This is a genomic window from Fusobacterium sp. DD2 (genome assembly GCF_018205345.1).
Lineage (GTDB): Bacteria > Fusobacteriota > Fusobacteriia > Fusobacteriales > Fusobacteriaceae > Fusobacterium_A.
Genome location: NZ_JADRHM010000047.1, coordinates 1 through 19,364 on the forward strand (window position 1 = coordinate 1; position 19,364 = coordinate 19,364).

Sequence of the window (19,364 nt, forward strand, 5' to 3'; positions counted from 1 at the left end):
AGGACATCTAAAATGTCCCTTTTATATCAAATAATTAAAGTAATATTTTTACCAATGGTGCTAAGGCTAATGTTAAAATACCTGCTATAACGATAGATAAAGCACTCATAGCTCCTTCTATCTCACCCATTTGAATTGCTCTACTTGTTCCAACAGCGTGACTTGATATTCCAAGTCCAAGACCTTTTGCCACTGGATGTTTTATTCTAAATAGAGAGTAAATAAATGGTGCAGTAACGTTACCAGTTATCCCTGTTATTATAATAGCAAACACTGTAATTGATGGGATACCTCCAAGCATTCTTGATACCTCTATCCCAATAGGTGTTGTAATAGATTTAGGCATAAAAGATAGAAGTAAATCATGATCTATACCTAAAAATTTACCAATTGCTACTACTGAAAGAATTGCAGTAACAGCTCCAACTATACCTCCACCAATTATTGGTACAAAGTATTTTTTCAACATATCTATTTTTTGAAATAGTGGCACAGCTAAAACAACAGTAGCTGGTGCTAGAAAAAACACTACAAAATTTGCTCCAAGCATGTAGTTTTTTACAGGTACAGTAAAGAAGTGTAAAAATCCCATAACAATTATTGTTGCTATAAGAAGAGGATTAAAAACTGCCATTTTAGTCTTTTTAAATATATACATCCCAATTTCAAAAGCAACTAAACTTATAATAACACCAAATAGAGGTGTTTCAGTTATCTTAATAATAATTTCTCTCATTATTTATCCACCCTCTTTATTAAAAATTCAACTGTTTTAGCTGTAACAACCATAGTAAGAAGTGTTGAAAATATAACTAAAAATACAATTTTAAGTGTTCCATTTTTAAGTAAATACATTGTATCTAATAGTTCAACTGATGGTGGCAAAAAGAAAATTGTCATATTAAGAAGCAAAAAATTAGCTGCTCTTTCTATTGAAGATACTTTTAATACCTTTGTATATAATAATATAAACAGTAACAACATCCCTAATATTGTTCCTGGTATTGGCAATTTAAAAACTTGTGCGATGATAACCCCTATGTAGTTGATAACGAATATTAGTAAAAATTCTCTTAACATTATTTTCTCCTCTTTAAACAACAAATGAGATAGCCTAGCTATCTCATTCATTGGTAAAATTTAGCTATTAATTAGTCTCTTGGTTTCATTTGTGGGAAGTATAATACGTCTCTTATAGATTCAGAATTTGTAAGAAGCATTATAAGTCTATCTATTCCGATTCCCATTCCTCCTGTAGGTGGTAATCCATATTCTAGAGCTTCTACGAAGTCGTCATCAATAACTGGTGTAGCTTCGTCGTTTCCTCTTTCAGCTTCCTCAACTTGATCTTCAAATCTTCCTCTTTGGTCTGCTGGGTCTTGTAACTCAGAGAAAGCATTTGCATATTCTCTTGCATCTATGAATAATTCAAATCTATCTGTGAATCTTGAATCTTCTTCATTTCTCTTAGATAGAGGTGAAATTTCAACTGGGTGTCCAAATACAAATGTAGGTTGAACAATTGTTTCTTCACATTTTTCTTCGAAGAATTGGTTTATAATATGTCCAACTGTATTCATATGTTCTGGAACTTCAACATGATGCTTATCAGCAAGTGCTTTAGCTTGTTCAAATGTGATATTTTTATCCCAGAAGTCAACTCCAGTTACTTCTTTTATTAAATCTACCATATGAACTCTTCTGAAGTTTTCTAATACTAATTCTTTGCCATTATATGTAATTGTTGATAAACCAGTTATTTCTTTTGCTAAAGTACTGATTATTTCTTCAGCAAGGTCCATCATATCTCTGTAGTCAGCATAAGCTTGATATAGCTCAACCATTGTAAATTCAGGGTTATGTCTAGTACTCATACCTTCATTTCTGAAGTTTCTTCCTAATTCATAAACTCTTTCCATTCCTCCAACTATAAGTCTTTTTAAGTATAGTTCTGGAGCTATTCTTAGATATAAATCAATATCTAATGTGTTGTGGTGAGTAATGAATGGTTTTGCAGCTGCTCCACCAAGGATTGGGTGCATAAGTGGAGTTTCAACTTCTAAGAATCCTTTACTATCAAGAATTCTTCTGATTCCGCTTATTATTTTTGTTCTTTTTATGAATGTATCTCTTACTTCACTATTCATAATTAAATCAAGATATCTTTTTCTATATCTTGTTTCAGTATCAGTTAATCCATGGAATTTTTCAGGTAATGGTCTGATATTTTTAGAAAGAAGTGTTACTACCATAGCTCTTAGTGTAAGTTCTCCAGTAGAAGTTACAAATAGAGTTCCTTCAACACCTATGATGTCTCCAACACTTAGTTTTTTAACTATAGCGTAGTTTTCTTCTCCTAATTGGTCTTTTCTTAAATAAACTTGAATCTTACCAGTTATATCTTCTATATGACCAAAAGCAGTCTTTCCTTTACCTCTTAAAGACATAAGTCTTCCAGCTGTTTTAAATGTCTTTTCTTCTTCAGGATTGTGTTTTAAGATTTCTCCTATCATATCTTTCTTATCGAATCTCTCCCCAAATGGTTTAACTCCCATTTCTTTAAGTTCATCGACTTTTTTCCATTTTTCCATAACTAGACTGTCGTCTGCTATCCTATCAAAATATTTTTCCATAGGTCTCTCCTTTTTCTAAATAATTTATTCATATGAATTAATAACTAATTTATTGCTGTAATATATGCATACTGCTTTTTACTCCCCAAGGCGAATTTTTGTAATTTTGTATAACATATGTGAAATAATTTACAGCTTGCTCTTTATCTCCAAGTTTTTCGTATAACATTCCTATATTATAATATATTTCTGCTTTTTTTTCATCATTTTTTTCTAAATTTAACGATTTTTTAAATTCTGTTACAGCTTTTGAATAGTCACCTGTTCTAAAATAGCTCTGTCCTAAATAATAATATATATCTTTTTCTTCGTTATAATTCTTATCCATTCCTAAAGCTTTTTCCAAATACATTATAGCTTCTACATAGTTTTCATTGTCAAAACTTCTCTTACCGTCATTTAAAAATCCTTTAAATTGCTGGTAATTTTGTTCTTCAGGAGTAAGAACTGGTGTGCTGGTTTGGAAAGGATTTCCAAAGCTTGTATTAAATTCTGGTGCTCCCTCACTATTTTCAAGATATTCTTTTCCTTTTAGTAAGTTTCCATTTACAATATACCAGTTTCCAATTACTTTACCTAAAAATTTTCCATCTTCACTGTTTTTATAAACTTTTTCAAGGAAAAGTACCTCTGATGATGAAATATTTTTCTTTTCAGCTAATATTTTTGCAACTTCTAAATTTAATTGATTTGATTGTACATCATATTTTAAAAGTTCACTTGGCATCTCATAGTCAGTATCTTTCATTATCTCTAAAGATTTAATAAGTTGCATTTTATCATAATCTGTTAAAGTTGCATTTTTTTGTAAAAAGTTAATCTCATCTTTCATTATCTTAGTATTTCCATCTTTTGATGCAAGGTCAATTAGCAGGAATGAAAGTTCCTTATCTCTAAAACTATTAGGAAATGCTATTCTGTGTATAGCGATACTATCATTTAATCCCTTTAAGTTTCTTTGAGCATAGCATTGTGAAATTATATCATAGTTATTTTGTTCTGTAAATTCATAGTACATTTTATTCTCAATAGTAATTTTTCTGCTAAATGCTCCTCCTGAGTAAAGCATAAGTTCATATGTTCCCTGATATAAACTTCTAAATAAAAGTTTTCCATCTTTTATCTGAACACTGTATTGAACTCCATTTGGATATTTTACCATATTATAAGTATTTTCTCCAATATTTAAAGGAATTGAAAGATAATCTCCAACATATACCTCATAGGTTCTTCTATAACTTCCATTGTATTCTCTTATATTTCCAGCTCTTAATCTATCTGATATATTATTAAGTATTCCTTCAGGAGCATATGTATTCAATACTATTTTCTCAGTTTTTAGTTCTGGCATAATTTCACTTTGATTAGTCTGAACACTTTCAAAAATATCTGAAAAATCAGTACCTACATTTGTACAACTACACAGTCCCAATACAAGGCATACATATACTAGTTTTTTCATTTAATCCCTCCACTTAAGAAAAGAAGATGACATAAAGGAACATGTTATATTTATGCATCGCTTTTTTCGTCATCTTCTTTCAATTCTAATAATTTTTTATAGATATCTCTATTTTATTAATTTCTACATTATCATCATATATTTTATAAGAAAATTCTATTATTCCTTTTTCTTCATCTCTTGTGATTCTTTCACCTTTTATATTAAACTTCTTTCTCAACTCCTTTGTAGCATATACAAATTCTGTTGTTTTTTCCAAGTCTACATCTATAATTGCTGAAACCTCACCTTTTCTGGAAATAATAACTCTCTTTTCAGAAAAATGCACTTCACATCTGCCTAATCTGCTTTCATAGGTATATACCAACCATTCTCCAGCAGTTTTTATATCACCTTTTACTATTTCATAATTTTTGTCATTATATGAGTCACTGCTCTTTACTATAAACTTAGGCATTAATAATAGTCCTCATCATCATCGCTACCATAGTTTTCATTATCGTATCTATCCTGATATTCTTCATCTTCTCTATCATAATATTCATCATCTTCGTAATCTCCGATGTCATCTCCTGATAGATATTCATCTTCCCAGTAATCAATAACGTCTGCAGCATCAAATTCATCTAGAAGAACAATTTCATCTTCATCTTCATCATATAAGAAAACATGAAATTTTCCGTCAAAATCCTCTGCTATAATATATTCCCTATCTCTCATAGTGATAGTATCTACTACCTGAAGTTCATACTCTTCATCGTCAATATCGTGATAAAAAGTTTCACCTTGTGAATACATAAATTAACCTCCTAATAAATTTTCATTCGTTATTTGTGATATTTACCATTGTTGATGATGCTAAACCATCTGTATATCTGTTCCACCAAGATAAGTCTCATAAGTTGATGAGGAAATGTCATTTTTGAGAAACTAAGTCTCATTTGACTATTCTCTCTTATGCTTTGAGATACACCATATGAACCGCCAATTACAAAGTTAATAGTACTGACTCCTCCTACAGTTAATTTTTCAATCTCTTCTGCCATCTCCTCTGAGGAATAGTTTTTCCCTTGAATATCTAAAAGTACTGTATACCCTCCAATTTTTTCAAGAGTTTTTAATATATCCTGTGATTCTTTCTCAATAGAAATATTTCTATTATTATCATTTCCATCCTCTTTAAGTTCTATTATCTTCATTTTAGCAAAAGATTGCATTCTTTTCAAGAACTCATTTATCCCATCAGTAATATATTTTTCCTTCACTTTTCCTATACAAACTAAATTTATATTCACTATAATACTCCTACTTCTTTTATTTCTCAACTATTATTTTCTTTTAAACAGTTTTTCTAAATCATCTAAGGTTATCTTCACAATTATTGGCCTTCCATGTGGGCATGTATACTCTCCAATTTCATGGAGTTTTGTAATCATTGTTGTCATATCTTCAATTGAAAGTTTATGATTAGCTTTTATAGCTCCCTTACAAGACATCGATATAAGTATATTCTCTCTGATATCAGTATATCTCTTTTCTTTTATATTATTTAAAACATTTCTAAATATATTTTCAATACTTTCATTAAATTCAAGCATTGGTACCGCTCTAATAAGAATTTCATTATCTGAAAATCTATCTATTTCAAAACCAGCCTTTTTAAAATTATCCATATTTTCAGCTATTATCTCCATCTCTCTTGGATCTGTAATAACTCTTATTGGAACTAAAAGTTGTTGCATACTTGTTTTATCACTATAATACATTTTTTTTAGCTTTTCGTAAAGTATTCTTTCATGTACTATGTGCTGATCATATATTTCAAATATTCCATCTCTTTCAACTAATATAAAAGTATCAAAAACTTGACCTATAACTCTAAAATTAACTGTTTTCTCTTTAGGTTTATCTTCACTCTTTTTACACTCTGCAGGTTTTTCAACTATCTCTTCCTTCTCTGAATAATAGTTTTTTTCCAAATCTTCTATTCCTATGCTAACACGTTTTTCAATTTCAGGATTATAAAATGTTTCCTTTGGTTCCCATTTTTTATTTACTATATTATTATCTGTATTTTGAAACTCTTCTCTTTTATCTATTTTTTCATAATTAACAGGTGCAAAATCTTCCATCTCTTTAAAACTCTGAGTTTCAGTCTTTATAGGTGTAAACTGCTCAAAATCTGAAAAATCAAGAAATCTTTTATCATCACTCTCTATTTTTTCAGTTAATGTTGGAGATACAAAATCATCATCTCCCTCAAAACATTTTTCTATCTTTTTTAATACAAATTCATATATCTCTTCTTCATTTGAAAATTTAACTATTTTCTTAGATGGATGAACATTGACATCTACCTCTTTGGGATCAACAGTTAAAAATAGAATTGCAAAAGGATACTTTCCTTTCATAAGTTTTGTATAATATCCATCTATTATTGCATCTTCTAAGATTTTAGATTTAACCATTCTATTATTTACAAAGGTAAATATTGAGTCTCTTGTACTTCTATATAATACACCATTTCCTAAAAAACCAAGTTCAAACTGCTTAAGATTTTTTAGAACATTTTTTCCAAATATCTCTACAATAGCATTATCTATTCCATTTCCACTTGTTCTTATACTTATTTTTCCATCTAAAATTAAAGTGATTGAAATCTCAGGATTTGCTAGTGCTTCCTGCATTATTATATCCTTTATATTTCCATACTCTGTAGATGGTTTTCTCAAAAATTTAAGTCTTGCTGGAGTATTGAAAAACAGATCCTTTATCTCAATAGTAGTCCCTCTATTTCTTTGTAACTCTTTAAGTCCAGTAACTTTTCCACCAAGTACAGTGATATAACTACCAATTTGATCCTCTTCAGTTCTCGATGACATTGATATTCTTGAAACTGCAGCTATAGATGAAAGAGCTTCTCCTCTAAATCCATATGTAAAAAGATTATAAAGGTCATCCTTTTTAGATATTTTACTTGTAGCATGTCTTTCCACTGACATAAGTAAATCCTCTTTGGTCATTCCATATCCATCATCACTTATTTTTACATCACGACCGCCATTTTTTATATCTATCTCTATAGTTTTACTTCCTGCATCAAGTGAATTTTCAAGAAGTTCCTTTATCATACTTGCTGGGTTTTCAACAACTTCCCCTGCAGCTATCATATTTGATACTGACTCATCAAGTATTTTTATTTTTCCCATTTTTTCACCTCCAAAAAATAACTGTTCTTTTTAATTATCTAATACTTTGCAAATTATTTCAAGAAGTTTTTATAAAATATAATTGCTATTTCTTACTTATTTTGAGATAATTAAGGGTAAGTAACAGATAAGAGGTGTATCTATGAAAAAAATAATAATATCAATTCTAACCTTTTTAATATATACATTAACATTTTCAAATAACTATGAAGATTATAAGATTTTTATTGATGGAAAAAATGCTTATTACAGTGCAGATTATGAAAATGCCAAAAAGAATTTTGAGGTATTGCTGCGAACATTTTCATCTTCAACTGTATTTAATGAAAATTATGCATATTTTTTTATTGGAATGACTTATTATGAGCTAAAAGATTATAAAAAAGCTGCTCTTTATCTTGAAAAAGCAGTATATACTCCTAAAAAATCTCTTTTTTCCAATGACAGTGACCTTGAAAAAATAATTTTCTTTTCAGAGAGAGACTTTTCTCTTGGACAATCTTTAATAAATATTGGAGATATTGAAAAAGGTAAAATATATCTGCAAAGAGTAGATTATAACACTTTCTTCCCATTTGCTGCTCATTATGAGGAGAAAGCTTTAGAGATATTAGGAAAATACGATCCTCAATTTAAAAATAAAGAAGCTCTGAAATTCCACTATGATTTTTCTAAAATCAATACTATGACGATACCTGAATTATTAAGAATCGGAGATTATTATGCATCACAAAAAAATTATAAAATTGCAAAAGATTTTTATGAATATATTTTAAAAAATACACCTTTAGATGGATACGGAGAAACTGTAAATAAAAGATATTTAAAAGTATTAATTCAGCTTAATGATTATAAAGACCTTATTAAATATACAAGTACTCCACCTAAAGAATATAAAGATCTATATAATTTTTATAGAGGACTCGCATTTTATCAGTTAAAGGATTTTACCAGAGCACTTTTTCTATTTGATGGTATAAAGGATAAAAAATATATGTCTATGGCAAGATACTATGCTGCAGGTATTTATTTTGCTTTAGGAGATTATAAAAGTACAATAGATAATGCAAAATTAGTAACAGATAAAAATATAATCTCACAAAGTATGCTTGGTTTTTCATATCTATATTTAGGAAATGAAAAAGCTTTTGATAAAGTTGCAAAAGAAGTTATACAAAATTATCCAAGTAGTTATACAGCTACTTATTTTATGCTTCTTTTAAAACATACAAAAGATATACCTACAAAGATATCTTCTATTCAGAATTTAGGAAAACTTGCATCAACTGTAATTATTAATTCCAAACCACTGCCGTCTGATTTTATTAAAAAGGCAGATTTACTTGAAATTGACCAACTTTCACAAATTGCAGAGTTTGGAGATAAAGATTTACTACAAATTGCATTTGATAAGGGAAATTTTTTAAATAAGGGAAATATTGCATATGGATACTCTACAACAGTAATTCTTGAAAATGGACAATTTTACCATTTAGCTTTGAGAAACTCTAATGAGTATATGGGAGAGTTCTTACAGTATAAAGATCTGTTAAGATATAATTATCCAAGATACTTTAAAGATGAAGTAAACTATTGTTCTAAAAAATATGACGTACCACAAGAGATGATATATACAATTTTAAATAATATAAGTGGATTTAATATCTACTATGTCTCTGAAGATTCCCGATTTGGACTTATGGGAATTACTCCTGAAGGTAACCAGGGATACTCACTATTTCAAGTTTTTGATCCACAAGTTAATATAGAAATTGGTACAAAATTACTTAGAAAATATCTTGACCTATACGAAGGAAATAAATTAAAGGCATTAATTGCCTATGTGCATGGTCAAAAATATGTATCTTCACTATATTTTAGTGATAATAATGATTTAAGTTTTAACTCAATTATCATTCCAGAAGAGAGATACTATTTAGAAAATATGTTTTTGACCTTTGTTTTTTACTCAAAATTATATGAGTACTAAGGAGGAATAACCAGATGAGAAATACAAGATGGATATACAGAAAGGTAGATTCTGAAAATATCTCAAATCTCAATGTGGATAAAGATATTGTAAATCTTTTACACAATAGAGGAATTAAATCTGATGAAGATATATACTCCTTTATTAATACATCTATAGATAATATTCATGATCCTTTTACATTAAAGGATATGGATATAGCTGTAGAAAGAATTATAAAAGCTAAAAATAATAACGAAAATGTCTGGATTTATGGTGATTATGATGTTGATGGAATAACTTCAACCTCTCTTTTCTATATGGCTCTTTCAGAAATAGGAATTACACCTAATTACTATATCCCACTTCGTGATGAGGGATATGGTTTAAATAAGGAAGCAATGAAACATATTGCTGACCAGGGTGGACAAGTTATAATCACAGTGGACTGTGGAATCTCTTCTCATGAAGAGATAAAGTATGCAAATGAATTAGGCCTTGAAATCATTGTTACAGACCATCATGAGATTAACCATGGTAATCCACCTGCTCTTGCTGTAATCAATCCTAAAAGGGAAGATAACGCCTTTAAATTCAAATATTTAGCTGGTGTTGGAACCTCTTTTATGGTTTTATATGCACTTTATACAAAACTTGGAATAAAAGAAGAAATTTTTAAATATCTTGATATAGTTTCTATTGGTACTGTAGCAGATATAGTCCCATTAGTTGAAGAAAATAGAATTTTTACTAAAATTGGTATGGAGCAATTAAAACACAGCTCATCTCTTGGTGTAAAAATGCTTATTAAAAAATTATTTGAAGACTATAACACTAGAAAAATAAGTACATACGATATTGGATTTATTATTGCACCAATTTTCAATGCTGCAGGAAGACTTGAAGATGCAAAAAAAGCTGTTGAACTTTTTATTGAAAAAGATCATGTAAAATGTACTGCTATAATCAGTGAACTTCTACATAATAATAGCGAAAGAAAAGCGATACAGGAGGATATATTTGAGCAGGCAGTAGAAACTATTGAAAAAAATAAACTATATGAAAACACAGTTATTATAGTTGCAAAAGAAAAATTCCACCATGGGGTAATTGGAATTGTTGCATCTAAAATACTTGATAGATACTATAAGCCCACAATTATTATGGAGATAAAAAAAGATGAAGGGATAGCAGTTGCATCCTGCAGAAGTATTGAAGGATTTAATATGATAGAAGCAATTGATAAATTAGGAGATCTTCTCCTTAAATATGGTGGACATGCTGGAGCTGCAGGATTTTCTATAAAAATCGAAAATATTGATGAGTTTTCTAAAAAACTAAATGAATATGCTAAAGCAGTTATCTCTGATTATAATCTAATTAAACCTATAAAAATTGATATATCAATACCTGCTTATAAGATATCGTACGACTTTATCAATAAGATATCAGCTCTTGAACCTTTTGGATTTGGTAATCCATCTCCTGTTTTTGCACTTAATTCCTGTGATATAGATGGCATAAGAGCTATTGGGCAGGATAAAAACCACTTGATGTTCAATGCCAGAAAAGACAATATTGAGATAAGAAACTGTGTATGGTTTAACAGTGAGGATGTATTTCAGGATATTGTAAAAATGAAAAAAGCTGATATTGCATTTAAATTAAAACTTGAAAGTTATAAAGATAGATATCAGTATAAGATGTATGTTGAAGATATTCAAGATCCTACATCTAATGAGAATTATTATAAAGAGTGTGCATCTATCTATGACACAGCATTCCCTTTAGAAGTAGTCATTTATACAAGAAGAAAAATAGACTCTTCTAATTTAAAACTTGTATATCATGATGGAGAGGTGGATTTAACAATAAATAGAAGTTACTTGACTACTTTAGATAATCAAACTTCATATATCCTTTGTCAACTAAAAGATAAATACAACTATGATTTCTGTGCAACAGTAAAAGATGTAATTTTAAAAGATGAAAATTATAATATACATATTGTTATAGATAAAAATTATAATTTTAAATCATATGCACTTAAGCCAGGGGAACTTTTTACAGAGATTAAAAATTTCTTAATAGGAAATTTTAACTATAACTCTTTCCAAAAGAAAGTTTTAGCATCTGTTTTTAAGAAAAAAAACAACACTCTTGCTATATGCAAAAGAAATAGAGGAGTTAATACAATAATACAAACTATAGGCCTTTTTTATAAAAGTATTGGGAAAAAAGCTCTTTGTATTACTACTGAACTACTTCCTTCTAAGAGTTTAAATATGATTGAAGTTTCAGGTGATTATAAGGAGGGATATGACTTCTATATATGGATTAATCCAAAGGATAAAGTTATAAATGATAAACCTTCTCTTATTTTCTCTGAAAATGAAATTGAAGAAGATTCATCTTTTACTTTAATTAAAGATAGTTTTAATCTTCCTGAAAATATTGTTTTAATTGATAACGACAGTATTTATGAAAAAGAAAAGATATTCTCAAGAAAACTGCCTATTCAGGATAGAATAAATATTCTAAAAAAACTAAAGAGCTATTCAGTTCTTTACTGTACAAGAGATATCTTTATATATATGTAAAATTAAATGGGCTGTTGCATTCATAAAACTGTAAAAATAAAATCCTCGGCATTAGAAATAGTTTCACAATTTATGCAGCAAAACAGAATACTGAAAATTTGACTGTTTGAACGAAGTGAGTTTCAAATTTTCTTTCTGTAAGCAATATAAATAGAAACTATTGATAGCTTAGAGGATTTTATCTTTTACAAATTTGCAACAGCTCCTTTTTTAATCATAAAATATACTATTTCCAATAAATTCTTTAAGGATTGAATCTCCTGGAACTAAATTTGCGTCAATATCAACAAAACAGTGTAAGAAACTTAATATTCTTTTTGCCTCTTCATAGTATGGACTGTTTGGTCTTATCTTTATAAGTTCTCTTAATGCATAACTTTTCAAAATTCCAAGTTCATAAACAAGGTTACTGTTAAACAATGCATCTGCATCTTCCTGGTAAGGGAATATATGCTTTTCTTCACCACGTCTTACAGATTTCCACATTGCTAAAGTTCCTTCTCCATCCTCATCTCTTGACAAACTGTCTCTAACAAGTCTTCTTATCTCTCTCACATCACTTGTAGATATTCTATTGTGTCTATCAATATTTAATTGAGTCAGACAGCTTGTATAAATCTTAAACTTGTGATCTCTTGGGATATCTTTTGTAAGTCTTTCATTAAGCCCATGAATTCCTTCAATAATAATAAGTCCATGTTCTTCAGGGACCTTCATTTTTACCCCTTTTTCTTCTCTTTCTCCTGTTACAAAGTTATATACAGGAATCTCTACCTCTTCACCAGCAATTAAATCTGTAAGATTTTTATTTAAAAGTTCAAGATCCAGAGCTTCTATAGTTTCAAAATCTTTTTTCCCTTCTTCATCTAATGGTACATTATCTCTACCAATATAATAGTTATCTAGAGATATAACTATTGGTTTAACACCATTAGCTCTCAGGTGAATATATAATCTTTTACTAAAAGTAGTCTTACCAGAAGATGATGGTCCCGCTATTGTAACAAGATTTATATTTGGGTTACTAGATATCTGATGTGCAATTCTTGCTATCTCTTTATGATGTAAAGCCTCATTAACCCTAATTAGTTCAGCTATCTCTTTTTTAACTACCTTTTCATTCAGATCTCCTATATATTCAACACCAAGAATTCTATTCCATTCACTTGCATCACTAAAAACTTTTGCAACTTTTGGAGTATCTATCTCAGGTGGTAATAGCCCATCTGCAGTAACAGGATATTTAAGTAAAAATCCATTGTTATATTTTGTAAGCTCATAGACATTTATGTTTCCTGTACTCTCATATGGTTTTTCATAGACATAGTCTCTATATCCATCTATCTCATATTCCATTATTCCAGTCCACACGCTATAATCAAGAAGTTTTTTAATATCTTTTCTAGCAATATAATCACTACGTTTTCTCAATTCTTCATTATTATCACATATTAAGGTAATAGGATAATTTTTAGCTATAATCTCTCTTATCTTTTTATTAATAAGATCTAAATCTTCTTGAGTCAATTCTCTTCCAAGCTTATGTATCTCACCATAAGTACCATTATTTAATGAATTATCAATAAGTATTTCAGCATTTGGAAAAACTGAATATGCTGCTTTTAAAAGTACAAGTTTCAAGGTTGTAAAATATGTTTTGACATTAAAATTTACCATTATGACCTCCTATTTCTGCTATTTTAAAAAAGAGAATGACCCAAAAGCCATTCTCTTAAATTTTTTATTTCTCTACAAATCCAAGTTCTTCAGCTAAGTGACAAGCATAAAAATGTCCTTGTCCAACTTCAACAAGTTTTGGATCTTCCTGTCTACAAATATCTTTTGCATAAACACATCTTTTAGCAAATCTACATCCTTTTTCAGGATTGATAGGAGAAGTGATCTCACCTTGAAGTTTGATTCTTTCCATTTTCTTTTTAACACTTGGCACAGGTATAGCTGATAAAAGTGCTTTTGTATATGGGTGTATTGGATTCTTGAAAAGCATTTTTGATGGTGCTTTTTCAACTAACTGTCCTAAATACATAACAGCAATATCATCAGAAAAATGTTTAACAACTGACAAGTCATGCGTAATAAACATATAAGTCAATTTAAATTCTTCCTGTAAGTCTTTCATAAGGTTTAATACTTGAGCTTGAATTGATACGTCAAGTGCTGATACTGGCTCGTCACATACTATAAATTTAGGTCTTAAAGCCAAAGCTCTAGCAATTCCAATTCTTTGTCTTCTTCCACCATCTAGCTCATGTGGATATGTATTAATAAGTCTTTCACTTAAACCAACTATATTCATAAGTTCTCTTACTCTTTTACCAAGTTCCTCTTTGTTTTTACATTTCTTATGAATTATAAGTGGTTCAGCTATGATTTCACTAACAGTCATTCTAGGATTTAAAGATGCAAAAGGGTCTTGGAAAATAATTTGCATTTTTTGTCTTAATTCTCTCATTTCCTCTTTTGAACATTCTCTAACATTTTTACCTTCAAATATTATATCTCCATCTGTAGCTTCAAGAAGTCTTAATATAACTCTTCCTGTTGTAGACTTTCCACATCCTGACTCTCCAACTACACCAAGAGTTTTTCCCTCTTTAATTGTAAAGTTAATGTCATCAACTGCGTGTAAAAGTCCTTTAGGAGTTGTGAAATATTTTTTTAAATTTCTAGCTTCTAGTAAAACATTTGAATTTTCATTTGCCATTATTTCTTCTCCTCCTTCTCTTGTACTAATCCTTCGCAGATTAAGCATCTTACTTTATGTCCTGGTGACACCTCAATTACTTTAGGTGCTTGTTGTGAACATAACTCAGTTGCATGTGGACATCTTGGATTAAATTTACATCCAGGAGGTAGGTTTGTTGGATCAGGCATTAACCCTTGAATTGGTTTTAATCTATCACACTCTTCATCTAAGCTAGGGATAGATCCAAATAATCCATGAGTATATGGATGTTTTGGTGATTCAAATATATCTATTAAACTTCCTGATTCTACTATTTCTCCAGCATACATTATTGCAACTTTATCACATGCTTGAGCAACTACCCCAAGGTCATGTGTTATAAGTATCATTGCTGTTTTAAATTTTTCTTTAAGTTCATTCATCAAGTCTAAAACCTGAGCTTGAATCGTAACGTCTAGTGCTGTTGTAGGTTCGTCAGCTATTAGAAGATTAGGGTTACATGCAAGAGCTATAGCTATAACAACTCTTTGTTTCATTCCACCTGAAAATTGGTGCGGATAGTCATTAGCTCTTCCACCAGGTATTCCAACAAGTTCAAGCATCTCTTTAGCTTTTTCAAATGCCTGTTCTTTGTTTACCTGTTCATGTATCTCTATTACTTCTGCAATCTGTTCTCCTACAGTCATTACAGGGTTTAATGAAGTCATAGGGTCTTGGAATATCATAGATATTTTATTCCCTCTTATTTTTCTCATCTCTTCTTCACTTAAACTTAATAAATCAACACCTTCAAATTTAATAGAACCTCTTTTAATTTTTCCAGGAGGATTTGGTACAAGTCCCATGATTCCAAGTGCAGAAGTTGTTTTTCCAGCACCTGTCTCACCAACAAGTCCAATTGTCTCCCCTTCATGTAGTTCCATATCCAATCCGTTAACAGCTGATACAGTTTCATCTTCTGTAACGAATTCTATAGTTAAGTCTTTTATCTCTAATAATTTTTCACTCATCAGTTATCCTCCTAACTCGCTGTTATTGTTTCAATCTTGGGTCTAATGCGTCTCTTAGCCCATCCCCTAAAAGGTTAAGAGATAGAATAGTAATCATAATCGCTACACCTGGGAATGTTGTAACCCACCATGCATATCTAAGATATTGTCTACCTCCTGATAGCATAGAACCCCATTCAGGAGCAGGTGGTTGAATTCCTAGTCCGATAAAACTTAGACCTGCTGTTGATAGTATTGCACTTGCAACTCCTAAAGTTCCTTGAACAATAACTGGAGCTAGTGAATTTGGAATAATATGTCTAAATATTATTCTTGTATTGCTTGCACCAATAGCTCTAGCAGCTTCTATAAATTCCTGGTCTCTTATTGAAAGAACTGATGCTCTTACTATTCTGGCATATCTAGGTACACTTGAAATACTAATTGCAATCATTAAGTTTGCAAGACTTGGTCCTAATGCTGATACAATAGCTATTGCTAGTAAAATACTTGGTACAGCTAAGAAAATATCCATAGCTCTCATTATAACGTTATCAAGCATTCCACCATAATATCCAGCAACGGCTCCTAAAATACCCCCAACTACAATTGAAATACTTACTGCAACTATTCCAACTGTTAAAGATACTCTAGCTCCATGAACTATTCTGGCAAATATATCTCTTCCAAATTCATCTGTACCAAGCCAATGTTTTGAACTTGGTGCTTGTAATCTTTCAACTAGATTTTGTTTTATAACAACAGTATCGTAATCTGCCAATTGATTAGCAAAAATAGCTGCAAGAATAAGAATAATAAGTATTCCTAATCCCAATAAAGCCATTTTATTTTTTTTCAATTGTCTCCATACTTCTACCCATTGACTTCTTTTTTTGTTTGTTTGTTTTGTATTGTCTTTAGCTGGCATCTCTATCCTCCTCACTATTTATATTGAGATTTTATTCTAGGATCTACATAAGCATATAGTATATCTACAAGTAAGTTTACTACACTGAATACTGCAGCTAAAAATACTACTGCTGCAAGAACTGTAGGTGTATCTTTTTGTCTTATAGCATCAACCATAAGTCTTCCTACACCTGGCCATGAATAAACTGACTCAGTCAATACTGCTCCACCTAGTAATCCACCGAATTGTAAACCTACAACTGTAATGATTGGGATAAGAGCATTCTTTAAAGCGTGTCTATTTATAACAACTTTTTCTGCAACACCTTTTGCTCTGGCAGTTCTAATATAATCCTGTCTTATTACCTCGAGCATCGACGAACGAGTCATTCTCGTTATAATTGCTGCCGATCCAACTCCAAGAGTCATTGCCGGCAAAATTATACTCTTGAGTCCATCAAATCCTCCTGATGGTAATACTCCTAATTTAACTGAAAATACTAGAATTAACATAAGTCCTAACCAGAATACTGGCATTGAAACCCCAAGAAGTGCTAATACCATACTAAAACTATCCAAAAATGAGTATTGTTTTGTTGCTGATATTATTCCTACTGGTATACCTATACAAATTGAGATTATCATACCTGTAACAGCTAAAACAAATGTATTAGGGAATCTAGAGAAAATTTCTCCAAAAACCTCTCTACCTGTTGTATATGATCTTCCAAAATCCCCAAGAATAGCATTTTTAACAAATCTTAAATACTGTAGTAAAAATGGATCATTAAGCCCCATTTCTTCTCTCAGTTTCAAGACAGCTTCTCTTGGAGCACTTTCTCCAAGTATTAACTGTGCCGGATCTCCTGGTGTTAACGATAGAATCGTAAATACCAAAAGTGAAACCCCTAAAAGTACAGGAATAAGTAACAACAATCTTTTTATAACATATTTGTGCATACACTTATTTGACACTTACTGCTAAGTGTCCTCTCCTTTCTTCTGTATTTTTTTATTTAAACAAAAGACTGGCCTACACTATGATAGACACAGTCTTCTGTTGAAAATTATTTGAACCAATGTCCATTAATTCTTATTTTTGTTCGCTAAATTTAACTCCATATAATCTATGGTGACCAGCTGGTCTTAATCTAAAGTTTTCCACATTCTTTTGCATAGCAGCATTTTGAGATTGGAAACATAATACATAGTATGGAAGATCTTCTTGAACAATATCTTGAATTTCTGCATATAATTGTTTTCTTTCTTCTTGATTTACAGAAGTTTTTGCTTTTTCAAGCATTTCTGTTACTTTTGGATTGTCATAGAAAGCTCTGTTTCCTGCTCCACCAAATGATGATGGGTGAAGTAGTGGATACATACCGTAGTCTGCGTCACCAGTTACAGTAACCCAACCAAGTATAAACATTTCATGATCTCCTCTTGCAGTTCCTTCTAAGTAAGCTCCCCATTCAAGAGTTTCAACACTTGCGTCAATTCCAATTTGTTTTAATTCATCTTGTAATATAACAGCAATATCTCTTCTTACTGGGTTATCATTAATCCATATTTTTGTTTTAAATCCATTTGGATATCCAGCTTCTGCTAATAATTCTTTAGCCTTTTCAATATTAAATTCATGGAAAGGAGATTTTGGATTGTATCCAAATACTTTTGGTCCTATAAGTGAGTTAGCTTTTTGAGCTGATCCTTTATAAGCAGCATCAATAATATCATCTGCATTTATTGCATAAGATATTGCTTTTCTAACTCTAGGATCATCATAAGGTTTCTTTCTTAAGTTAAATCCTAAGTATCCGATTCCTAATGATGGTTCTTCTATAAATTTAACCTTATCGTCAGCTTTTAATCTATCTTTATCTAATCCTTGAATATCATAAGCTATATCAATTTCACCAGTTTCAAGTGCAATTGTTCTGTTTGAATCTTCAGTTATAGCTCTAAATATTAGATGTTTAATAGGAGTTTCTCCTAAGAAATAATCTGGGTTAGCTTCCATTACAATTCTGTCTCCTGATTGCCATGAAACAAATTTGTAAGGTCCAGTTCCAACTGGATGTTGACCATAAGAATCTCCAGCTTCTTTAACAGCTTTTTCATTAAGTATTGAAGCAGCATTGTGAGCCAAGTGGTTTAATAAAGGTCCAAATGGTTCTTTAGTAGTAATTTTTACAGTGTTGTCATCAATTACATCAATACTATCAACTTCACCAATAATATAAGAAACTTTAGGTGAATCTTTCATTCTATCCAAGCTAAATTTAACATCTGATGCTTTTAATGGTTCACCATTGTGAAATTTAACTCCTTTTCTTAAATGAAAAATAACAGTTTTAGGATCAACTTGTTCCCATGATTCTGCTAATCCTGGAACGATTTTCATATCGTCATCCTGTTCAACTAATCTGTCATATATTTGAGCTGAAACTCTTGATGATGGTTGGTCATTAGTTCCGTGTGGATCCAGTGACTTAGCATCTGCTCCTTGTGCAACAACAATAGTGTCTTTGACACCATCTTTTGATACATCTTTCGAAGAACTGTCACCGCATGCTACAAATATAAACAGTGATATAATCCCCAATAATAGTAAGTACAATTTTTTCCTCATGTGCATAATCCTCCCTTTTTCAAATTTCAGTTTTTTGAAAAAATTTTTTTATATATGATATTTTTTTAGAGCATCTCCCAATTATCACTGTTCGATACTCCTTAGCTTATATCATACACTATTTTTTTTGAAATTTGAAGCATTTTTATATAATGTTTCTTAAAAAATAACTTATAATACACATTCTGTCAAATAAAATATATATATATACTTTATACTTATTATATATGAAAGTATATTATTATCAAATATAA

16 protein-coding genes are annotated in these 19,364 nt (G+C 30.3%); 2 read left to right on the forward strand and 14 right to left on the reverse strand.

The window, feature by feature from the left end:
- Window positions 1-34: 34 nt before the first annotated feature.
- The 8 genes from IX290_RS07885 to mutL form a co-directional block, all read right to left on the reverse strand.
- On the reverse strand, window positions 35-736 hold the full coding sequence (locus IX290_RS07885; protein ID WP_211492670.1) for an LrgB family protein: 702 nt from the start codon (window positions 734-736) through the stop codon (window positions 35-37).
- Window positions 736-1,080: a CidA/LrgA family protein gene (locus tag IX290_RS07890; protein ID WP_211492671.1), complete on the reverse strand. Its 345-nt coding sequence runs from the start codon at window positions 1,078-1,080 to the stop codon at window positions 736-738. Before IX290_RS07890 ends, IX290_RS07885 begins: the two co-directional genes overlap by 1 nt.
- Window positions 1,081-1,151: 71 nt before the next feature.
- Window positions 1,152-2,633: a lysine--tRNA ligase gene (gene lysS, locus IX290_RS07895; protein WP_211492672.1), complete on the reverse strand. Its 1,482-nt coding sequence runs from the start codon at window positions 2,631-2,633 to the stop codon at window positions 1,152-1,154.
- A 49-nt stretch (window positions 2,634-2,682) separates the two neighbouring features.
- Window positions 2,683-4,095, reverse strand: a complete 1,413-nt coding sequence (locus IX290_RS07900; RefSeq protein ID WP_211492673.1) for a tetratricopeptide repeat protein — start codon at window positions 4,093-4,095, stop codon at window positions 2,683-2,685.
- A gap of 85 nt (window positions 4,096-4,180) precedes the next feature.
- Entirely contained in the window at window positions 4,181-4,552 is a 372-nt protein-coding gene (locus tag IX290_RS07905; RefSeq protein WP_211492674.1) for a DUF1934 family protein, read from the reverse strand.
- Window positions 4,552-4,893 (reverse strand): hypothetical protein, encoded by a 342-nt coding sequence (locus IX290_RS07910; RefSeq protein WP_211492675.1) that lies wholly within the window; start codon window positions 4,891-4,893, stop codon window positions 4,552-4,554. Before IX290_RS07910 ends, IX290_RS07905 begins: the two co-directional genes overlap by 1 nt.
- Window positions 4,894-4,922: 29 nt before the next feature.
- Window positions 4,923-5,390: a 23S rRNA (pseudouridine(1915)-N(3))-methyltransferase RlmH gene (gene rlmH / locus IX290_RS07915; RefSeq protein WP_211492676.1), complete on the reverse strand. Its 468-nt coding sequence runs from the start codon at window positions 5,388-5,390 to the stop codon at window positions 4,923-4,925.
- A 33-nt stretch (window positions 5,391-5,423) separates the two neighbouring features.
- On the reverse strand, window positions 5,424-7,304 hold the full coding sequence (mutL, locus tag IX290_RS07920) for a DNA mismatch repair endonuclease MutL (protein WP_211492677.1): 1,881 nt from the start codon (window positions 7,302-7,304) through the stop codon (window positions 5,424-5,426).
- Window positions 7,305-7,446: 142 nt separating this feature from the next.
- On the opposite strand from mutL, the gene IX290_RS07925 reads away from it, so the two are divergent.
- Both IX290_RS07925 and recJ read left to right on the forward strand, forming a co-directional pair.
- Entirely contained in the window at window positions 7,447-9,294 is a 1,848-nt protein-coding gene (locus IX290_RS07925; protein ID WP_211492678.1) for a transglycosylase SLT domain-containing protein, read from the forward strand.
- A gap of 14 nt (window positions 9,295-9,308) precedes the next feature.
- Window positions 9,309-11,873, forward strand: coding sequence for a single-stranded-DNA-specific exonuclease RecJ (gene recJ, locus IX290_RS07930; RefSeq protein ID WP_211492679.1), 2,565 nt, complete (start codon window positions 9,309-9,311; stop codon window positions 11,871-11,873).
- Between the two features lie 210 nt (window positions 11,874-12,083).
- Here the strand turns inward: recJ and IX290_RS07935 are convergent, their stop codons facing one another.
- The 6 genes from IX290_RS07935 to IX290_RS07960 form a co-directional block, all read right to left on the reverse strand.
- Window positions 12,084-13,550: a nucleoside kinase gene (locus IX290_RS07935; protein ID WP_211492680.1), complete on the reverse strand. Its 1,467-nt coding sequence runs from the start codon at window positions 13,548-13,550 to the stop codon at window positions 12,084-12,086.
- 64 nt (window positions 13,551-13,614) lie between these two features.
- Entirely contained in the window at window positions 13,615-14,598 is a 984-nt protein-coding gene (locus IX290_RS07940; protein WP_211492681.1) for an oligopeptide/dipeptide ABC transporter ATP-binding protein, read from the reverse strand.
- Entirely contained in the window at window positions 14,598-15,593 is a 996-nt protein-coding gene (locus IX290_RS07945) for an ABC transporter ATP-binding protein (protein ID WP_283026278.1), read from the reverse strand. Before IX290_RS07945 ends, IX290_RS07940 begins: the two co-directional genes overlap by 1 nt.
- Window positions 15,594-15,612: 19 nt before the next feature.
- On the reverse strand, window positions 15,613-16,497 hold the full coding sequence (gene nikC, locus IX290_RS07950; RefSeq protein ID WP_211492683.1) for a nickel transporter permease: 885 nt from the start codon (window positions 16,495-16,497) through the stop codon (window positions 15,613-15,615).
- Between the two features lie 14 nt (window positions 16,498-16,511).
- Window positions 16,512-17,438, reverse strand: coding sequence for a nickel ABC transporter permease (gene nikB / locus IX290_RS07955; RefSeq protein ID WP_211492684.1), 927 nt, complete (start codon window positions 17,436-17,438; stop codon window positions 16,512-16,514).
- Between the two features lie 133 nt (window positions 17,439-17,571).
- Window positions 17,572-19,110, reverse strand: a complete 1,539-nt coding sequence (locus tag IX290_RS07960) for a glutathione ABC transporter substrate-binding protein (protein ID WP_211492685.1) — start codon at window positions 19,108-19,110, stop codon at window positions 17,572-17,574.
- Between the last annotated feature and the right edge of the window lie 254 nt (window positions 19,111-19,364).